Annotated in this window: 17 protein-coding genes; 10 read left to right on the forward strand and 7 right to left on the reverse strand. The window is 61.3% G+C overall.

Annotated features, from left to right (window positions below; all coding sequences use genetic code 11):
• Nucleotides 1-60: 60 nt before the first annotated feature.
• The 6 genes from ACOI8A_RS18995 to ACOI8A_RS19020 all read left to right on the forward strand — a co-directional run bounded on the left by ACOI8A_RS18995 (nt 61) and on the right by ACOI8A_RS19020 (nt 5,880).
• Nucleotides 61-591, forward strand: a complete 531-nt coding sequence (locus ACOI8A_RS18995; RefSeq protein ID WP_420650121.1) for a spore coat U domain-containing protein — start codon at nt 61-63, stop codon at nt 589-591.
• A 20-nt stretch (nt 592-611) separates the two neighbouring features.
• Nucleotides 612-1,148: a spore coat U domain-containing protein gene (locus ACOI8A_RS19000; RefSeq protein ID WP_420650120.1), complete on the forward strand. Its 537-nt coding sequence runs from the start codon at nt 612-614 to the stop codon at nt 1,146-1,148.
• A gap of 4 nt (nt 1,149-1,152) precedes the next feature.
• Entirely contained in the window at nt 1,153-1,653 is a 501-nt protein-coding gene (locus tag ACOI8A_RS19005; RefSeq protein WP_420650119.1) for a spore coat U domain-containing protein, read from the forward strand.
• Between the two features lie 23 nt (nt 1,654-1,676).
• Nucleotides 1,677-2,459 carry a molecular chaperone gene (locus ACOI8A_RS19010; RefSeq protein ID WP_420650118.1) on the forward strand — a complete coding sequence of 261 codons (783 nt, stop codon included), beginning with the start codon at nt 1,677-1,679 and terminating at the stop codon, nt 2,457-2,459.
• 101 nt (nt 2,460-2,560) lie between these two features.
• The gene (locus ACOI8A_RS19015; protein WP_420650117.1) at nt 2,561-4,918 is read left to right on the forward strand and encodes a fimbria/pilus outer membrane usher protein; all 2,358 of its coding nucleotides are present in this window, start codon (nt 2,561-2,563) and stop codon (nt 4,916-4,918) included.
• The gene (locus tag ACOI8A_RS19020) at nt 4,915-5,880 is read left to right on the forward strand and encodes a spore coat U domain-containing protein (RefSeq protein WP_420650116.1); all 966 of its coding nucleotides are present in this window, start codon (nt 4,915-4,917) and stop codon (nt 5,878-5,880) included. Before ACOI8A_RS19015 ends, ACOI8A_RS19020 begins: the two co-directional genes overlap by 4 nt.
• Nucleotides 5,881-5,884: 4 nt before the next feature.
• On the opposite strand, the gene ACOI8A_RS19025 is transcribed toward ACOI8A_RS19020, so the two are convergent.
• Complete coding sequence (locus ACOI8A_RS19025) at nt 5,885-6,637, reverse strand: anti-sigma factor family protein (protein WP_420650115.1); 753 nt, start codon at nt 6,635-6,637, stop codon at nt 5,885-5,887.
• Nucleotides 6,634-7,140 carry a sigma-70 family RNA polymerase sigma factor gene (locus tag ACOI8A_RS19030; protein ID WP_420650114.1) on the reverse strand — a complete coding sequence of 169 codons (507 nt, stop codon included), beginning with the start codon at nt 7,138-7,140 and terminating at the stop codon, nt 6,634-6,636. The genes ACOI8A_RS19025 and ACOI8A_RS19030 overlap by 4 nt, the downstream gene beginning before the upstream one ends.
• A 157-nt stretch (nt 7,141-7,297) precedes the next feature.
• Here ACOI8A_RS19030 and ACOI8A_RS19035 point away from each other — a divergent pair, with 157 nt between their 5' ends.
• Nucleotides 7,298-8,392 carry a catalase family peroxidase gene (locus ACOI8A_RS19035; protein ID WP_420650113.1) on the forward strand — a complete coding sequence of 365 codons (1,095 nt, stop codon included), beginning with the start codon at nt 7,298-7,300 and terminating at the stop codon, nt 8,390-8,392.
• On the forward strand, nt 8,389-8,934 hold the full coding sequence (locus tag ACOI8A_RS19040; protein ID WP_420650112.1) for a cytochrome b: 546 nt from the start codon (nt 8,389-8,391) through the stop codon (nt 8,932-8,934). The genes ACOI8A_RS19035 and ACOI8A_RS19040 overlap by 4 nt, the downstream gene beginning before the upstream one ends.
• Nucleotides 8,935-9,000: 66 nt before the next feature.
• Here the strand turns inward: ACOI8A_RS19040 and ACOI8A_RS19045 are convergent, their stop codons facing one another.
• The gene (locus ACOI8A_RS19045) at nt 9,001-10,152 is read right to left on the reverse strand and encodes a M14 family metallopeptidase (RefSeq protein WP_420650111.1); all 1,152 of its coding nucleotides are present in this window, start codon (nt 10,150-10,152) and stop codon (nt 9,001-9,003) included.
• A 97-nt stretch (nt 10,153-10,249) separates the two neighbouring features.
• On the opposite strand from ACOI8A_RS19045, the gene ACOI8A_RS19050 reads away from it, so the two are divergent.
• Nucleotides 10,250-10,468 carry a hypothetical protein gene (locus tag ACOI8A_RS19050; protein WP_420650110.1) on the forward strand — a complete coding sequence of 73 codons (219 nt, stop codon included), beginning with the start codon at nt 10,250-10,252 and terminating at the stop codon, nt 10,466-10,468.
• A gap of 163 nt (nt 10,469-10,631) precedes the next feature.
• On the opposite strand, the gene ACOI8A_RS19055 is transcribed toward ACOI8A_RS19050, so the two are convergent.
• Nucleotides 10,632-10,970, reverse strand: coding sequence for a DUF6124 family protein (locus tag ACOI8A_RS19055; protein ID WP_420650109.1), 339 nt, complete (start codon nt 10,968-10,970; stop codon nt 10,632-10,634).
• A gap of 129 nt (nt 10,971-11,099) precedes the next feature.
• On the opposite strand from ACOI8A_RS19055, the gene ACOI8A_RS19060 reads away from it, so the two are divergent.
• Nucleotides 11,100-11,759 carry a LexA family protein gene (locus ACOI8A_RS19060; RefSeq protein ID WP_420650108.1) on the forward strand — a complete coding sequence of 220 codons (660 nt, stop codon included), beginning with the start codon at nt 11,100-11,102 and terminating at the stop codon, nt 11,757-11,759.
• Nucleotides 11,760-11,798: 39 nt separating this feature from the next.
• Here the strand turns inward: ACOI8A_RS19060 and ACOI8A_RS19065 are convergent, their stop codons facing one another.
• The 3 genes from ACOI8A_RS19065 to ACOI8A_RS19075 are packed head-to-tail and all read right to left on the reverse strand — an operon-like array spanning nt 11,799 to nt 16,184.
• Entirely contained in the window at nt 11,799-13,748 is a 1,950-nt protein-coding gene (locus ACOI8A_RS19065; RefSeq protein WP_420650107.1) for an acetyl/propionyl/methylcrotonyl-CoA carboxylase subunit alpha, read from the reverse strand.
• On the reverse strand, nt 13,748-14,563 hold the full coding sequence (locus ACOI8A_RS19070; protein ID WP_420650106.1) for a gamma-carboxygeranoyl-CoA hydratase: 816 nt from the start codon (nt 14,561-14,563) through the stop codon (nt 13,748-13,750). The genes ACOI8A_RS19065 and ACOI8A_RS19070 overlap by 1 nt, the downstream gene beginning before the upstream one ends.
• 13 nt (nt 14,564-14,576) lie before the next feature.
• A complete protein-coding gene (locus tag ACOI8A_RS19075; RefSeq protein WP_420650105.1) occupies nt 14,577-16,184 on the reverse strand; it encodes a carboxyl transferase domain-containing protein in 1,608 nt (535 codons plus the stop codon).
• Nucleotides 16,185-16,190 lie beyond the last annotated feature (6 nt).

Raw genomic sequence — 16,190 nt, forward strand, 5'->3', positions numbered from 1 at the left:
AAGGGGCGCTCGATGACGAGCGCGATGGTCGAGTGATCCTGAAGGAGTAGGGCAAGCGCAATGACAAGCAAGCACTGGCTGGTAATCGCCACGGGCGCGCTGCTGTTGCTCACCGAACACGCACGAGCGGCGGTCAGTGGGCAAATCCACGCGCGGCTGGTGCTGATCGCAGGCTGCGAAGTGACCAACGGCGCCAGCCCGGGCCCGGTCGGCGATCTGGGCAAACTCGATTTCGGTCAGCAAGGCCCGACCTGGTACGCGCCGATCAAGGCCAGCCTCAGCACTGACAGCAGCGGCAAGCTGAATGTCGCGTGCAATCCTTCAGTCACCGGTTTCATTGTGACCATCGACGGCGGCGCGCATGGCGACGGCACCACCCGGCGCCTGAGCAACGGGCGCCAGACCATCCCCTATCAGCTCTCCCTCGATCCTTCGGGCATGCAGAGCTACAGCATCGGTCAACAACACAACTTCGCTGTCACCAACGGCGCGCAAATACCGATCCCGGTATTTGGCTCGGTGGTGGCGAACACCCGCGCGGTACCGGCCGGGGTCTATACCGACACCCTGACGGTAACGCTCGACTGGTAACCCCGTAGAGGACGGACACCATGCGTACGATTGCATCAAGGATTGGTTTGTCGTTGCTCGGCCTGACGCTGGCTTCCAGCGTCAACGCCGCCACCACGGTCACCGGGCAGATCACTTCCAGCCTGATTCTGACCAGCAGTTGCCAGGTCAACGGATCCGGCGGTTCCACCGGGCTGAACTTCGGTGCCTTGAACTTCGGCACCGCCAACAGTCTGTTCACCACTGCCACCGGGCAAGTGCTTGGCGGTGGCGGCGGGGCGTTGTCGATTCTGTGCTCGGCCGGCACCACGCCGACGGTCAAGGTACGCGCCGGTGCGCATGACGGGCTGTCCCCCGGCGGCACGCGCGCGCTGTACGACGGCGTCGCCAACTACGTGCCGTACGACTTGTACACCGACGCCGGGCATTCGCAGTTGCTGGCCATCGACGGGGTGGTCAACCTCTCGGCGAGTACCGGCGTGGCGCAAACGGTGAATCTCTACGGTCAGGCCGTCGGCAAGGCCGGGCTGCCAGCCGGGACCTATACCGACACCATTGCTGTTGAACTGACGTTCTAGTGCCATGCGCCGATCAGGTTGCGCGGCGCTGCTTGTGCTGTGCGCGTGCAGCGTGCCATTGCCGCTGGCGGCGGTGACCAGCCAGAGTTTTCAGGTCAGCGCCACGGTGACGCCGGGTTGTCTGGTGGTGGGCGGGGTGTCGAATTACGGCGGCTTGAATTTCGGCACACGCTCGGCACTGGCCACCAACACCGTGCAAGTCGCGCTGACCGGCGGCGTGCAATTGCAATGCACGCCGGGCGTGACGTTGAACATGACCGTCGACGGCGGCCAGTACAACAGCAGTGGCCGGCACATGCAGCTCAACAGCGGCAGCGCGCGGGTGGCGTATGCGCTGTTTCGCGACGCTGCTTACAGCCAGAGCCTGGGCATCGGCCAGAGCGTGGCGGTGGCCTACAGCGATGCCAACAACATCAGCCTGCCGATTTACGGTCAGGTGCAATTGCCGGGCAATCAGCCTGGGGGGACGTACAGCGACGTGTTGCAGGTGCAGCTGTCGTGGTGATGTGAACGACAAGGAGTGGTTTTATGGGGTTTTCCACGTCACGGCATATGTTCGTGCGTTGCGCGATGCTGGCGCTGGTCGTGTTTACCGAGGTGAATGCGCAGGCGGCGAGTTCGGTGCTGATCTGGCCGATCGATCCGGTGCTCGAGGCCGATCAACAGGCCAGTGCGCTGTGGCTGGAAAATCGCGGCACGGAAACCGCCAACTTGCAGATCCGCGTGTTCGCCTGGAACCAGAGCGGCTTCGCCGAGCAATACCAGAATCAGCGCGACGTGATCGGCAGCCCGCCAGTGGCGAAGATCGAGCCGGGGCAAAAGCAACTGGTACGGCTGACCCGAACCCGGGACGTGCCACCGGGACAGGAACTCGCCTACCGAATCATCATCGATGAAATCCCTTCCGCCCAACCGCCCGCCGCCGAGGGCGGCAAGACCGCCGCAGCGATCCGTTTTCAGATGCGCTATTCAGTGCCGCTGTTCGCCTATGGCGCCGGGCTGTGGAGCAAGGAAGACAGCACCCGCCAGCGCGATCCCAAGAGCATCGGCCTGCCGCAATTGAGCTGGCGCACCGTTGCAGTGGATGGCCGGCCGTATGTGGAAGTGCGCAATCAGGGCGCGGTGCATGCACGGTTGACCGATGTGGCATTCAAGCAGGGTGGACAGAGCAAACCGCTGGCCGAAGGGTTGCTGGGTTACGTCCTGCCGGGTGCGGTGATGCGTTGGCCGGCGCCGGGGCCGGTGGCAGGCGAACTGGCGGGGCGGGTCAATGGCGCGCCGCAGGTACAGAGCATCGCTCCTGCACGCTAGCCAGCTAAACAAGCAATACGGGACCGCCAGGGCAGGCAGTTGACCGGGCGGCTGCGAGCGGGATCAGGAGGATTCTGTCCATTGATGGACGTACAGCGCTAATGAGTTCGGGATGGGCTCGTCGTATTCAGCGTCCGTTGTGGCTCATGACCGGCGCGTGTTGCCTGGTGTTTGTTCATCCATCGGGGGCTGGCGATCTGCCGCCGTCGCCCAGCGGCATGGAGGCCGTGAGCGATGTACAGTTGTTTCTGGAGCTGGTGGTCAATCAGATGAATACCGGGCGCGTGGTGGCGGTGGCGCAGCGCGGCGGGCGGCTGTTTCTGCCGGCCAGTGTGTTGCGCGATACCGGCATGCAACTGCCCGACACGCTCGGCGCCGAAGTCGATCTCGACGGCTTGCCGGGCCTGCACAGCGATTACGACAGCGTCGGCCAACGCGTGCTGCTGGATGTGCCGCCGGACTGGCTGCCCGAGCAGTTCATCGGCAACCGCGAGGTCTACCCGCGCACCCCGGCGCTGAGCAGTTTCGGCGCGCTGTTCAACTACGACCTGTACCTCAACGACACCGATGACGCCGGCACCTACCTCGCGGCGTGGAACGAAGTGCGGGTCTTCGACAGTTGGGGCACGCTGTCCAACACCGGGCAGTACCGCCGCACGTTATCCGGCGATGCCGTCAGTACGCTGAGCAACGGTTATCTGCGCTACGACACGACGTGGCGTTATTCCGATGACGAACAGATGCTCACCTACGAGGCGGGCGACGTGATCAGTAGCGCCTTGCCCTGGAGCAGTTCGGTGCGACTCGGCGGCGTGCAGTTTTCCCGAGATTTTGCGATGCGTCCGGATCTGGTGACCTATCCGCTGCCGCAATTCGCCGGGGAAGCGGCGGTGCCGTCCTCGGTGGATCTGTTCATCAACGGCTACAAATCCAGCAGCGCCGATCTGCAACCGGGACCGTACACCCTGACCAATATTCCGTTCATCAACGGCGCGGGCGAAGCGGTCGTCGTCACCACTGACGCACTCGGTCGGCAGGTGTCGACCACTGTGCCGTTCTACGTCACCAGCAACCTGTTGCAAAAAGGCCTGAGCGATTTTTCGGTGGCGGCCGGTACCTTGCGCCGGGATTACGGTTTGAAGGATTTCAGTTACGGGCCGGGCGTGTCCTCGGCCAGTCTGCGCTACGGCATCAGCGACAGCTTCACCCTCGAGAGCCACGCCGAAGCGGCCGATACCCTGACCCTTGGCGGGCTCGGCGGCAATCTGCGGCTGGGCAATTTCGGCGTGCTCAACAGTGCGCTCAGTCAGAGCCGTTTCGATGGCGACAGCGGCCAGCAACTGAGCCTCGGCTATCAGTACAGCAACCAGCGTTTCAGCTTCTCGTATCAACGCTTGCAACGCCGCGATCAGTACGCCGATCTGACCGTAGTCGACAGCGATTACATCAGCCTCAGTCGGCGCAGCGAACAGGCGACCCTGAGCGTCAACCTCGAGCGCTGGGGCAGCCTTGGCGCAGGTTATTTCGACATTCGCGCGGCGGACGATTCACGCACCCGCTTGCTCAACCTGAGCTGGAGCAAACCGCTGTGGCGCAACAGCAGTTTCTACCTGTCGGCCAACCGCGAGATCGGCGACAGCAACTGGGCGGTGCAGGCGCAACTGGTGGTCCCGTTCGACCTGCGTGGGAGTCTGGCGATCAGCAGCGAGCGCAGCAAAACCGGGCAGTCGCAGCAGCGGGTCAACTACAGCCGCGCCGTGCCTTCCGAAGGCGGGGTGGGTTTCAATCTGGGGTATGCCAAGGGTGACGGCGCCGATTACCGTCAGGCTGACGTGACCTGGCGCCTGCAGTCGGTGCAGTTGCAAGCCGGGGTCTATGGCTCAGCGGATGCCGAGACCCGTTGGGCCGACGCCAGCGGTTCGCTGGTGTGGATGGATCGGCAGATGTTCGCCGCCAACCGCATCGACGACGCGTTTGTGGTGGTCAGTACCGATGGCTATGCAGACATTCCGGTGCGCTACGAGAATCAGCAAGTCGGCCAGACCGATCGCAACGGTCATTTGCTGGTGCCGTGGAGCAGCGCTTACTACCGTGGCAAGTACGAAATCGATCCGCTGAACCTGCCGGCCAACGTGCGCAGCCCGAACGTCGAACAGCGCATCGCGGTGCGGCGTGGCAGTGGCTATCTGCTGGAGTTTCCGCTAAGCCGGGTGATTGCCGCGAGCATCGTGCTGGTGGATGCGCACCAGCGCGAACTACCCCTCGGCAGTGGCGTGCTGCACGAGCAGAGCGGTGCGCGCACGGTTGTTGGCTGGGACGGCTTGGTCTATCTGGAAAACCTCCAGCCGCATAACTCGCTGCAAGTGAGTCTGGCGGACGGCAAATCCTGTCAGGTGCAATTCGACGTCGATATGAATCAGGATCAAGTGCCGCTGATTGGCCCGTTGGTGTGCCGATGAGCAGGTTTTATTTGTGGCTGCTGCTGATGTTACCGGGGGCGGCGCAGGCTGCATGTGCAGTGGTCAGCACCACGCCAGCGGCGTTCGGTTCGATCAGTTCGATCGCGCTGCGCACCACGGCGCAAAACAGCTCCACCTTGAACGGCGGTTTGAGTTGTACCGGATCATTGCTGTCGTTGTTGACCAGCAATGACCGTTTCTGGGCCACTGTCACTTCCAGTCAAAGCGGCTTGCTCGGGCCGACCGGTGATGTGATCGGCTACACGATCTACGCCAACAACAGCACCAGCTACCCGCTGACACGCGGCACCGCTTACGACTTCGCCCGCAACGGCATCATTGATGCTCTTGGCCTGCTCGCCGGGCCGGTGCCGAAAACCGTGCCGCTGTACCTCGGCACCACCATCGGCAGCAACGTCGCGGCGGGGGTGTATACCGAAACTCTGAGCATCTTCTGGAACTGGAATTACTGCTCCGGAATCGGCATCGGCGCGATTTGTCTGGGTCGCGATATCGGCAGCGGCACCACCACGCTGACGGTCAACCTGACGGTGTCCAACGATTGCACGATTACCGCGCCGAACATCGCGTTCGGCAGCGCTCCGGTGATCAGCGCGTTTACCCCGGTGACCGGGCAGACGATCAATCTGGCGTGCACCAAGGGCAGCGCCTACACCGTGGGTTTGAGCGACGGACAAAATCCACTGAGCGTTGGCGGACGGCGGCGCATGGTGTCATCGGGCAATTATCTGGCCTACGACATCTTCAAAAGCGCTGGCACCACGCGTTGGGGCAGCGTTGGTGCCGCCCGCCGCGCCAGCACGGATGCCGAAGTCAATCCCGGCAACGGACTGGGCACCGGCAGTCAGATCTTCAATTACAACGCGAAGATTTATACCGATCAGGCCACGCCGCCGGGCGGGACCTATGTGGACAATGTGGTGCTGGATGTCGGGTTCTGATTTCTCAGAATTGCAGCGATTGCTTGAGCACCTGCGCCGCCGGTGTATCGGTCGGGCTGACCATCGCATAGTTGTAACCGCTACCCGACCAATAGTCCGCGCGCAATTCGCCGTCACTGCGACTGCCGCGCGGTAGAAAAGTATTCTTCGGACCCGGTGGGCGCACGTAAAAGCTGATTTTGTGTCCGCCGTGATCCTCATACATGACCATCGCCGCCGGGCCTTCATCGGTACTCAGCAAGCGTCCGCTGACCGGCGAAAACCCGGCCGCCGTCAGATCCGGCAGGCGATTGGCCTGAGTGAAGTAACGGTCGAGCCAGCGCTGCATGTCGCCGTCGCCATCGACCTTATAGTCGGCCGGCAGCATGCCTTGCTGGGCGATCAAGCGATAAGCCTGCAAGGCATCGGTCATCGGTGCCGGGGCGTGCACCACGGTCATGTCACGCGCCTGCCAGCCACCGAATCCACCGACGCTGACCGCAATCAGCAACACAGCGGCGCTGGCCCAGGCCTTGCGCGACTGCCGTTTGAGGCGCTGGCGAATCAGCGCCGGATCGAGTTCCGGATTGGCCGGCTGCTGCAATGCACCGCCGAGTGCGGCACGCAGGTGCTGGGCATCCAGTTGCCAGGCACGCACTTGCGCGGCTTGGTCAGGGTGGCTGGCCAGCCAGGTTTCCAGCACAAGTCGGTCGGCAGTGCTGAGTTGGTGGTCGACGTAGGCGTGCAGATCACGCTCGTTGGGCGGCAGGCTGATCATTTGAGTATCCGCAAGGAAGGGCTGCTGATTTCGCCGTCGCTGAGCTGACGCAAAGCCTGGCGCGCGCGGGACAGACGCGACATCACGGTGCCGGTGGGGACGTCGAGAATCTCGGCAACCTCTTTATAGGTCAAACCTTCGACTGAAACCATCAGCAGCAGGGCGCGCTGTTCAGTGGGTAAACGATCGAAAGCTTGCAGGGTCGATTGGGCGATCACCGTGCGTTCCGCCGAGGGCTCGGCGTCGTCGCGACCGGTGAAAAATTCGAGCATCCGCGCATAACGCCGGGAACGTCGATGGGCATCGAGGAACTGCCGATAGAGGATCGAAAACAGCCACGCGCGCAAATCACCGTCCGCGCGTTTGCCGGCCCAACTCGACAGGGCACGTTCCAGGCTGGCCTGCACCAGATCGTCGGCGCTGCTGCTGTTGCGCGTCAACGACAGGGCAAAGCGGCGCATGCCGGGAATGATTTCTCGCAGTTGTTCGTCGATTTCGCTCATGAAGTTCTGCTAGTCACTACGCTGTGGACTAGGAAGACGCTCGGCGTTCGAGGTTATTCCAGGTTCGGAAAAATAAAAACCGGGCCGTGGAATAAATCCGCATGGCGTGCGTCTTGTTGATTCTTCCTACTTGAGGCCGCTGGCCCTGGAGTCGTTCATGGTTGATCGCAACTCACCTTCTGGCGGGCCGCAACGCCCGCCACTGAGTGCCGCGAGCCTGGTGCTGCGCCTTGGCGGCATTGCCGTGGTTGTCGCGGCGGTGGCCGGGGCGTTTGCCTACGTGCATGGCACCTTTGACCCACTACGTCTGACGCCCAAGGCGTTGGTCGATGTGCTGGAAAAGAACAGCGGCGTGCACGCGGGATTTCGCCGCAATCACGCCAAAGGTGTGTGCGTGATCGGGCATTTCGAGAACAGCGGCGAGGCGCGCTCGTTTTCCGTAGCGCAAGTATTCAGTGAGTCGCGCACGCCTGTGGTCGGACGTTTCGCACTACCGGCCGGTAGCCCCTACGCGCCGGACAGCAGCGTGCCGATCCGCAGTCTCGCGTTGCGTTTCACTCAAGCCAACGGCCAGCAGTGGCGCACCGGGATGAACAGCATGCCGGTGTTCCCGGTGGGTACGCCTGAGGCGTTCTATCAATTGCAGCAGGCGCAGTCACCGGATCCGGCCACGGGTAAACCCGATCCGGCCAAGGTGCCGGCGTTTTTCGGCAGTCATCCGGAAGCTGTGCCGTTCCTGACCTGGATAAAGACTGCCAAGCCATCGGCCAGCTATGCCACGGAAACCTACAACAGCGTCAACGCGTTCTATCTGGTCGATGCCAGCGGCAAGAAACAAGCGGTGCGCTGGAGCATGACGCCACTGGCGCAGGACGTGGCGGGCGCGACTGCCCTGGAGGGCGCGGACTTCCTCGAAAAAGATCTGGTGAAACGCCTGGCTTCCGGGCTGTTGCGCTTTCAGTTGAACATCACCTTGGCCAACGCCGACGATCCGGTGAATGACGCGAGCAAGGCCTGGCCGCAAGGTCGCAAAGTGCTCAATGCTGGCACGCTGGTACTGGAGAAGACTCAGCCGCAACTCAGTGGTGAGTGCCGCGACATCAACTACGATCCGCTGGTTTTGCCGGCCGGTATCGAAGGTTCCGACGACCCGTTGCTCGCCGCGCGTTCAGCCGGTTACGCCGATTCGTACCTGCGTCGCACCAGCGAAGTCAGCCAATTGCCCGCCACCAAACAGGAGGCGCGCCCATGAGCCCGCGACCAACTCATTTCGCTCTTTTCGCGCGGCTTCTGCACTGGCTGATGGCGCTGATGATCATCGCCATGCTGTTTATTGGCGCGGGCATGGTGGCTTCGGTGTCGGCGCGGCATGAATGGCTGATCAACCTGCATAAGCCGCTGGGCATCGCGATTCTCGCTTTGGTGATTGTGCGTCTGCTGGTGCGTTTTTTCACCCGTCAGCCGCCACTGCCTGATGATTTGCCGGGCTGGCAAGTGATGGCGGCCAAGGCTTCGCATGTCTTGCTGTACGCGTTGATGCTGATCTTGCCCCTGCTGGGCTGGGCGATGATCAGTGCGGCGGGGGATCCGGTGATGCTTGGCAACTCGTTGCAATTGCCGTCGATTCTTCCGGCAGATGCGCAGGTGTTTGCGTTTTTGCGCAAGGCTCACGGTTATCTGGCGTATCTGCTGTTTCTGACGGTGTTGCTGCATCTGGCGGCGGCGCTGTTCCATGGCTGGGTGCGCCGCGATGAAGTGCTCGAGAGCATGCTGCACGGCAAGCCGCGCGACTGATTGGTTCTGCGCGCGCACAAAAAATCGCAGACTGGCTGCGATTTTTTGTGCGGCGCGGGCGGGGTGTCAGCGCAGAGTGTCGACCATGTCGGCAACGGTGGTCAGCACGTCCTTGCCCAGTTGTTTCGAGCGTTTGCCCGACCAGCCGGTTTCTACATTCGGATGATCGTCGTGATCCTTGAATGGCATTTCCAACGTCAGTGCCAGGCAGTCGAACTTCTGGCCGACGCTGTTGCACGCCAGCGTCATGTTGGCTTGCCCCGGTTCGTCGCGGGTGTAGCCGTATTTGGTCTGGAAGTCTTTGGTGGTGCGCTTGAGGTGGCTGCGGAAGTGCTCTTCGAGCTTCTCGATCCGTGGGGTGAAACCGGGATTGCCTTCGCAACCAGCGGTGAACACGTGGGGGATTTCTTCGTCACCGTGTACGTCGATGAACATATCCACGCCGTACTTTTCCATCTGCTGCTGTACGAAAAGTACTTCCGGACTGATTTCCTGGGTCGCGTTCTGCCACGCGCGGTTCAGATCCTGGCCCATAGCGTTGGTGCGCAAATGACCGTGGAAGGCACCGTCCGGGTTCATGTTCGGCACCAGATACAGGTCGGCGCTGGCCAGCAGTTTGTTCAGCACTGGATCGTCGTGCCGTTCCAGACGCTCGATCACGCCTTCCATGAACCATTCGGCCATGTGCTCGCCGGGATGCTGTTGGGCGATGATCCAGATTTTACGCTGGCCTTCGGCGCCAGTGCCTTTGCGCAGCAGCTGAATGTCGCGACCTTCGACGCTTTTGCCGGTCGCTAGCAGCTCGGTGCCGGCCTTGCTTACTGCTTGCTCGATCAACCAGTCATGGCGACCACGGCTGTAAGGTTCGAAATAGGCGAACCAGGCGTGAGTGGCCGTGGCCTCGAGGCTGAAGCGCAGGCAGTCGCCTTCAAAAATGGTCGGGACGCGGAACCAGTTGACGTGATCGTAGGAGGCAACGGCCTGGTAACCATCCCACGCTTTGTTGTATGAGGACTGGCTGGCGTTGTTCAGGCGAAACCAATGTTCCTGGCCGACATGCAGGCCACTGGCCTTGAAGTGAAACCACTGGAAATGCTGACTGCGGGTGTCTGGCTTGATCGCCAGCAGGGCTTGCAGCGGATTGCTGATATCCAGCACTTGAATGTTGCCGCTGTCGAAGTTGGCGCTGATGTCGAACGAAGATTTGGCCACGGTCATAGTCGCTTCCTGAATATGATTTTTATCGCGGCTACTTTACACGCAAGGCAGGGGTGAAACCGAGGGAAATTGCGGGGTGTGGCGGGGGGCGTCTTCCATGACGCGCAGGCAGCTTAGTGTCTATGCGATTGATTCTCAAGTGCTATTTGGCATTACTTTGGTCCAATGCAGCCGGGTGTCCATTGCCAAGCGATATTCTTTTGCTATTATCCGCGCCATCGAATTTGCAGCACCCAAAGACTTCATTAGCCTGAAGACACAAGCCAGAAAAACTGGCAAAAAAAGACCCGGCAAAAAGCCGGGTCAAAAACCGTGATTAGCCTGATGAGGAGATAGTCCAGAAGACCGACCTAAGGTCTCTGGTCCATCGACTGATCTCGCGACCAGCTGCCTGCAATAATAATCATTATCATTTGCAAGTCAAACATTTTTATCTGCGCGATTGGAAAACTCTTTCCTGCACGTCCGCAGCTTTCCCCTCAGCGACCAGCGCCATCAATCGAGTGGTCGACCATCGCCCGTGCCATGTCCACCATGTGCACCACCGAAAAAGCCAGGTCTCGACTCACGCCCTGCAGGCCGTCAGCTGCCTTGAACGCGGTTGCCGCTGCACAGCGCAACAGATCTGATGCGTGCACCAGGGATTCTTCGCCGCTCAGGTTGCGATTCACGCCAAAGAAGCGTTCGTCAACGTCGGGTTCTGACACAGCTGGTTTCAAGTAATAGTCCATCGCTCGCTGCGCGGCGGCGTTGCCTTGTGGCGAGGTGAACGTGGTGTCCATTTGCAGATCGGGCAAGTCTTTGCTGGTGATATTCATGGTGAAAGGTCACTCCTTGGTCGATTCAAATCCGTGACCCAAGCATAATACCTATCGTAGTTGTGACCAGAATTTAAATACTACAGTATGTGTTTTGTTGGCCGAAGGCAGCGCAGTAAGGTGCGGCACATGGATAAATGGATTGAGTTGGTCAAAGCCAAAATGAGTGAACTCAAAGTCACTCAAGTCGTGCTCGGCGAGCGCGTCGGCATGTCTCAGGGTGGCATTGGCCACTGGCTGAACAAGCGTCGCGAGCCGGGCGTTACCGAAATGAATAAGGTGCTCAAAGCCTTGGGAATGGACTTTCTCGAAGTCGCGGTGGTGATCCGCGAGCCGCAGGTGGACGCGGAGGACGAAATGCCCCTCGCGCAAAAGTACAACCCGTTCTTTCGCTACCCGGTCAGCGACTGGAGCGTGCCGAGCGAGGTGCGTGAAAGCGAGCCGGCGTATTCAGGCGCGAAGGACAAGCGGCGTTTCGAGCTGACGGGTTATCACGCCCCCGGCGGCGCAGCGTTCTGGCTGATGGTGAGCGGAAATTCGATGACCGCGCCCAGCGGTCAGAGCATCGCTGAAGGGATGCTGATTCTGGTCGATCCTGCGGCTGAAGCCGTGCCCGGTAAACTGGTAATCGCCCAATGGCCGGACAGCGAGGAAGCGATCTTTCGCAAGCTGGTGGAAGAGGGCGGCCAGCGTTATCTGGTACCGCTCAATCCGACTTGGCCGAAGGCATTGTTCACCGACGAGTGTCGGATCATCGGTGTTGTGGTGGAGGCAACGGCCAGATTCTAGTCAGATCGATCCTCGCCAGGCGTAGGATCGATCTCCCTTTTACGCTTCTTCCAGTTCCACCAGGGCGCTGCCTTCGCTGACCATTTCGCCTTCCTGGCAATACAGCGCTTTGATCACTCCGGCATGCGGCGCGCGAATGCTGTGTTCCATCTTCATCGCTTCCAGCACCACCAGTTGTGCGCCAGCCTCGACCGCTTGGCCGGCCTCCACCAACACGCGCACGATGCTGCCGTTCATCGGCGCGGTCAGTCCGCCCTGATGGCTATGGCTGGCTTCGACGGCGCTGATCGGATCGTAGCTTTCGATGCGGCGCAGTTCGCCGTCCCACTGCAAATACACCGCGTTGCCGTGACGGATCGCTCGCAGTTGACGACGCACACCAGCGTGCTCAATCAGCAAGTGCTCACCGAGCAGTTTTGCGTCGGTGCCAGCACCAAGCGTCAATGCCCGATCCTGACCTTCGCAACTCAGATGCAGTGCGATTTCCCGTGGCAGACCGGTGCGTAAACCACTATTGAGCGCCCACGGTGAAGCTGGATCATCTGCTCGATCAACATGAGGCAGACTTTGCATAAACGCTTGTCCTGCCACCTGCCAGAACTCATCACTCAGCGCACTTGGCGCCGGCAGTAATTGCTCCTGATAACGCGGAATAAACCCGGTATCCAGCTCCGCCGCCGCAAACGCCGGATGCGCAATGATCCGCCGCAGAAAGTTGATGTTGGTCTTTAACCCGCCAATCGCAAATTCATCAAGCATGCTCAACAGCCGCAAACGCGCCTGCTCGCGATCTTCACCCCAGGCAATCAGCTTGCCGAGCATCGGGTCGTAGAACGGTGAAATCTCATCGCCTTCTTCAACCCCGCTATCTAAGCGCCGCCCCGGGCCTTCAGACGACTCTCGATACAAATCCAAACGTCCGGTGGCCGGCAAAAAGTCATTCGCCGGATCTTCCGCATACAAGCGCACTTCAATCGCATGCCCGTTCAGCGGCACTTGCTCCTGGGTGATCGGCAACGCTTCGCCACGCGCGACGCGGATTTGCCAGGCCACCAGATCCAGCCCGGTAATCGCCTCGGTCACCGGATGCTCGACCTGCAACCGGGTGTTCATTTCCATGAAGAAAAACTCGCCGCGCGCGTCGAGCAAAAACTCGACCGTGCCGGCGCCAACGTAACCAATCGCCTGCGCCGAACGCACCGCCGCCTCGCCCATTGCCCGGCGCAACTCAGGGCTGAGGCCCGGTGCCGGCGCTTCTTCGACGACTTTCTGGTGGCGACGCTGAATCGAGCAATCACGTTCGTTCAGATACAGGCAGTTGCCGTGCTGATCGGCAAAAATCTGAATTTCCACATGACGCGGCTTGAGCAGGTATTTCTCCACCAGCATCTGCGAGTCGCCGAACGACGATTGCGCTTCACGCTGCGCCGAGGCCAGCGCTTCAGCGAGTTGGCTGACCTCCTCGACGACTTTCATGCCCTTGCCGCCGCCACCGGCCGTAGCCTTGAGCAGCACCGGATAACCGATGCGTTCGCAGGCAGCGCGGAAGGTTTCCACATCCTGCGCTTCGCCGTGATAACCCGGCACCAGCGGCACGCCGGCGGTTTCCATCAGCGCCTTGGCGGCGGATTTGCTGCCCATCGCGTCGATGGCCGAGGCCGGTGGGCCGAGGAAGATCAGGCCAGCCGCTTCAATCGCACGAGCGAACCCGGCGTTCTCCGACAAAAAACCGTAACCCGGATGAATCGCCTGCGCGCCGCTGGCCTTGGCCGCTGCGATCAACTTGTCGATTTGCAGATAACTGTCAGCCGCTTTGCTGCCGCCCAGATCGACGCGGATGTCCGCTTCACGGCTGTGTCGCGCGTTGCGGTCGGTAGCGCTGTGCACGGCAACGGTGGTCAGGCCCAGAGCCTTGGCGGTACGCATGACCCGGCAAGCGATTTCGCCACGGTTGGCCACCAGCAGGGTGGTGAGAACAGGTGCGCTCATCAACGCGGCTCCTTGGGGGTGGTTGCGGCTTGCCAGCTCGGCGGACGTTTTTGCAGAAAAGCGCGCAGGCCTTCCTGACCTTCCGGGCTGACGCGAATCCGGGCGATGGCGTTTTCGGTATAGCGGCGCAGGGCCGGGGTCAGTGCGCCGTTGCCGACTTCACGCAGCAAATCCTTGCTGACGCGCATCGCGGCGGGGCTGTTGAGCAGCAAGTTGTCGATCCACTGTTCGACTTTTTGCTCAAGCTCTGCGGCGGGAAAACTCTCGGACAACAAACCGATTTCTCGCGCCCGTTGCCCACCGAAGCGCTCGGCGGTCAGCGCGTAACGTCGGGCCGCGCGTTCGCCGATGGCTTGCACCACGAACGGACTGATCACCGCTGGCGCCAGACCGATGCGCACTTCCGACAGGCAGAACTGCGCGTCATCAGCGCCAATCGCCATGTCGCAGCAACTGATCAAGCCCAGCGCGCCGCCGAACGCCGCGCCCTGCACCACGGCAACGGTCGGGATTTTCAGCTTGGCGAGGTTGTACATAAGCTCTGCCAACTCGCGGGCATCGTCGAGGTTGGTGTGGTAATCGAGTTCGGCCGATTGCTGCATCCACGCCAGATCGGCGCCGGCGCTGAAGTGTTTGCCACGTCCGCGCAGCAGCAGAAAACGCAGACTGCTGTCGCCGGCTACCTTGTCGATGGCCAGGATCAACTCGCGGATCATCTCGGCATTGAACGCGTTGTTCTTTTCTGCGCGGTTGAGCCACAAGGTCGCGAAACCGCGTGGATCGGTCTGCAGTTCGAGGGTGTTGAAATCGCTCATAAGGTTCTCCCGATCACATCCGGAACACGCCGAAGCGGCTCGGTTCGATAGGCGCGTTCAACGACGCGGACAAGGCCAGGGCCAGTACATCGCGGGTTTGCGCCGGGTCGATGACACCGTCGTCCCACAGCCGTGCGCTGGAATAGTAGGGGTGACCCTGTTCTTCGTACTGGTCGAGAATCGGTTGCTTGATCTCGGCTTCCTGCTCGGCGCTGAACGCCTGACCGCTGCGTTCGGCCTGTTCGCGCTTGACCTGGACCAGCACGCCAGCCGCCTGTTCGGCGCCCATCACGCCGATCCGCGCGTTCGGCCACATCCACAGGAAACGCGGATCGTAAGCGCGGCCGCACATGCCGTAATTACCCGCACCGAAACTGCCGCCGATGATCACGGTGAATTTCGGCACCTTGGCGCACGCGACTGCGGTGACTAGTTTTGCGCCGTGTTTGGCGATGCCGCCGGCCTCGTATCTCTGACCGACCATGAACCCGGTGATGTTTTGCAGAAACAGCAGCGGAATCCCGCGCTGGCAAGCCAGTTCGATGAAGTGCGCGCCTTTCTGCGCGGCCTCGGCGAAGAGGATGCCGTTGTTCGCGAGGATCGCGATCGGGTAACCGTGCAGATGGGCGAAACCGCACACCAACGTGGTGCCGAACAGTGCTTTGAATTCATCGAACACCGAGCCGTCGACCAATCGCGCAATCACTTCGCGCACGTCAAACGGCTGCTTGGCGTCAGCGGAAACTACGCCATACAACTCGTCGCTGGCGTAGAGCGGGGCAATCGGCGCGCGTTGTTGCAGTTCGCCGAGCTTGCGCCAATTCAGGTTGGCAACGCTGCGTCGAGCAATGGCCAGCGCGTGTTCGTCGCTCTCGGCGTAATGGTCGGCGACCCCGGAAATCTTGCAGTGCACATCGGCCCCACCAAGGTCTTCGGCGCTGACCACTTCACCGGTCGCGGCTTTCACCAGCGGCGGGCCGGCGAGGAAAATTGTCGCCTGATTGCGCACCATGATTGCTTCGTCAGCCATCGCCGGCACATAGGCGCCGCCAGCGGTGCACGAGCCCATGACCACGGCGATCTGCGGAATACCCATCGCGCTCATGTTGGCCTGGTTGAAGAAGATCCGGCCGAAGTGCTCGCGATCCGGAAAAACTTCGTCCTGACGCGGCAGGTTGGCGCCGCCGGAGTCCACCAGATAGATACACGGCAAGCGGTTTTGCTGGGCAATGGTCTGCGCGCGCAGGTGTTTTTTCACGGTCAGCGGATAGTACGAGCCACCCTTCACCGTGGCATCGTTGGCGACGATCATGCACTCGACGCCTTCGACCCGGCCGATGCCTGCGATCACCCCGGCAGCAGGGACGTCTTCGCCGTACACCGCGTGCGCGGCCAATTGGCTGATTTCGAGAAACGGTGAGCCGGGATCGAGCAAGCGATTGATCCGTTCACGCGGCAGTAGTTTGCCGCGCGAGGTGTGCCGTTCCTGAGCTTTCGCGCCGCCGCCCTGCGCCACTTGGGCGAGCAGGGTGTGCAGCGCGTCGACCTGTTCGAGCATCGCCGCACTGTTGGCGGCGAACTCCGCTGAACGCGGGTTGAGCTGGGTATGCAGGGTGGCCATGGTCAG

This window comes from Pseudomonas sp. P4795 (genome assembly GCF_048822895.1).
Taxonomy (GTDB): Bacteria; Pseudomonadota; Gammaproteobacteria; order Pseudomonadales; family Pseudomonadaceae; genus Aquipseudomonas.

Excerpts from the sequence above, each read along its gene's own strand:
- ACOI8A_RS19070 (WP_420650106.1), bottom strand. The coding sequence starts at position 14,563 with ATGAGCGATTTCAACACCCTCGAACTGCAGACCGATCCACGCGGTTTC.
- ACOI8A_RS19020 (WP_420650116.1), top strand. The coding sequence starts at position 4,915 with ATGAGCAGGTTTTATTTGTGGCTGCTGCTGATGTTACCGGGGGCGGCG.
- ACOI8A_RS19025 (WP_420650115.1), bottom strand. The coding sequence starts at position 6,637 with ATGATCAGCCTGCCGCCCAACGAGCGTGATCTGCACGCCTACGTCGAC.
- ACOI8A_RS19005 (WP_420650119.1), top strand. The coding sequence starts at position 1,153 with ATGCGCCGATCAGGTTGCGCGGCGCTGCTTGTGCTGTGCGCGTGCAGC.
- ACOI8A_RS19040 (WP_420650112.1), top strand. The coding sequence starts at position 8,389 with ATGAGCCCGCGACCAACTCATTTCGCTCTTTTCGCGCGGCTTCTGCAC.
- ACOI8A_RS19050 (WP_420650110.1), top strand. The coding sequence starts at position 10,250 with ATGACGCGCAGGCAGCTTAGTGTCTATGCGATTGATTCTCAAGTGCTA.
- ACOI8A_RS19015 (WP_420650117.1), top strand. The coding sequence starts at position 2,561 with ATGAGTTCGGGATGGGCTCGTCGTATTCAGCGTCCGTTGTGGCTCATG.
- ACOI8A_RS19060 (WP_420650108.1), top strand. The coding sequence starts at position 11,100 with ATGGATAAATGGATTGAGTTGGTCAAAGCCAAAATGAGTGAACTCAAA.
- ACOI8A_RS19075 (WP_420650105.1), bottom strand. The coding sequence starts at position 16,184 with ATGGCCACCCTGCATACCCAGCTCAACCCGCGTTCAGCGGAGTTCGCC.
- ACOI8A_RS18995 (WP_420650121.1), top strand. The coding sequence starts at position 61 with ATGACAAGCAAGCACTGGCTGGTAATCGCCACGGGCGCGCTGCTGTTG.
- ACOI8A_RS19030 (WP_420650114.1), bottom strand. The coding sequence starts at position 7,140 with ATGAGCGAAATCGACGAACAACTGCGAGAAATCATTCCCGGCATGCGC.
- ACOI8A_RS19045 (WP_420650111.1), bottom strand. The coding sequence starts at position 10,152 with ATGACCGTGGCCAAATCTTCGTTCGACATCAGCGCCAACTTCGACAGC.
- ACOI8A_RS19010 (WP_420650118.1), top strand. The coding sequence starts at position 1,677 with ATGGGGTTTTCCACGTCACGGCATATGTTCGTGCGTTGCGCGATGCTG.
- ACOI8A_RS19065 (WP_420650107.1), bottom strand. The coding sequence starts at position 13,748 with ATGAGCGCACCTGTTCTCACCACCCTGCTGGTGGCCAACCGTGGCGAA.
- ACOI8A_RS19000 (WP_420650120.1), top strand. The coding sequence starts at position 612 with ATGCGTACGATTGCATCAAGGATTGGTTTGTCGTTGCTCGGCCTGACG.
- ACOI8A_RS19035 (WP_420650113.1), top strand. The coding sequence starts at position 7,298 with ATGGTTGATCGCAACTCACCTTCTGGCGGGCCGCAACGCCCGCCACTG.
- ACOI8A_RS19055 (WP_420650109.1), bottom strand. The coding sequence starts at position 10,970 with ATGAATATCACCAGCAAAGACTTGCCCGATCTGCAAATGGACACCACG.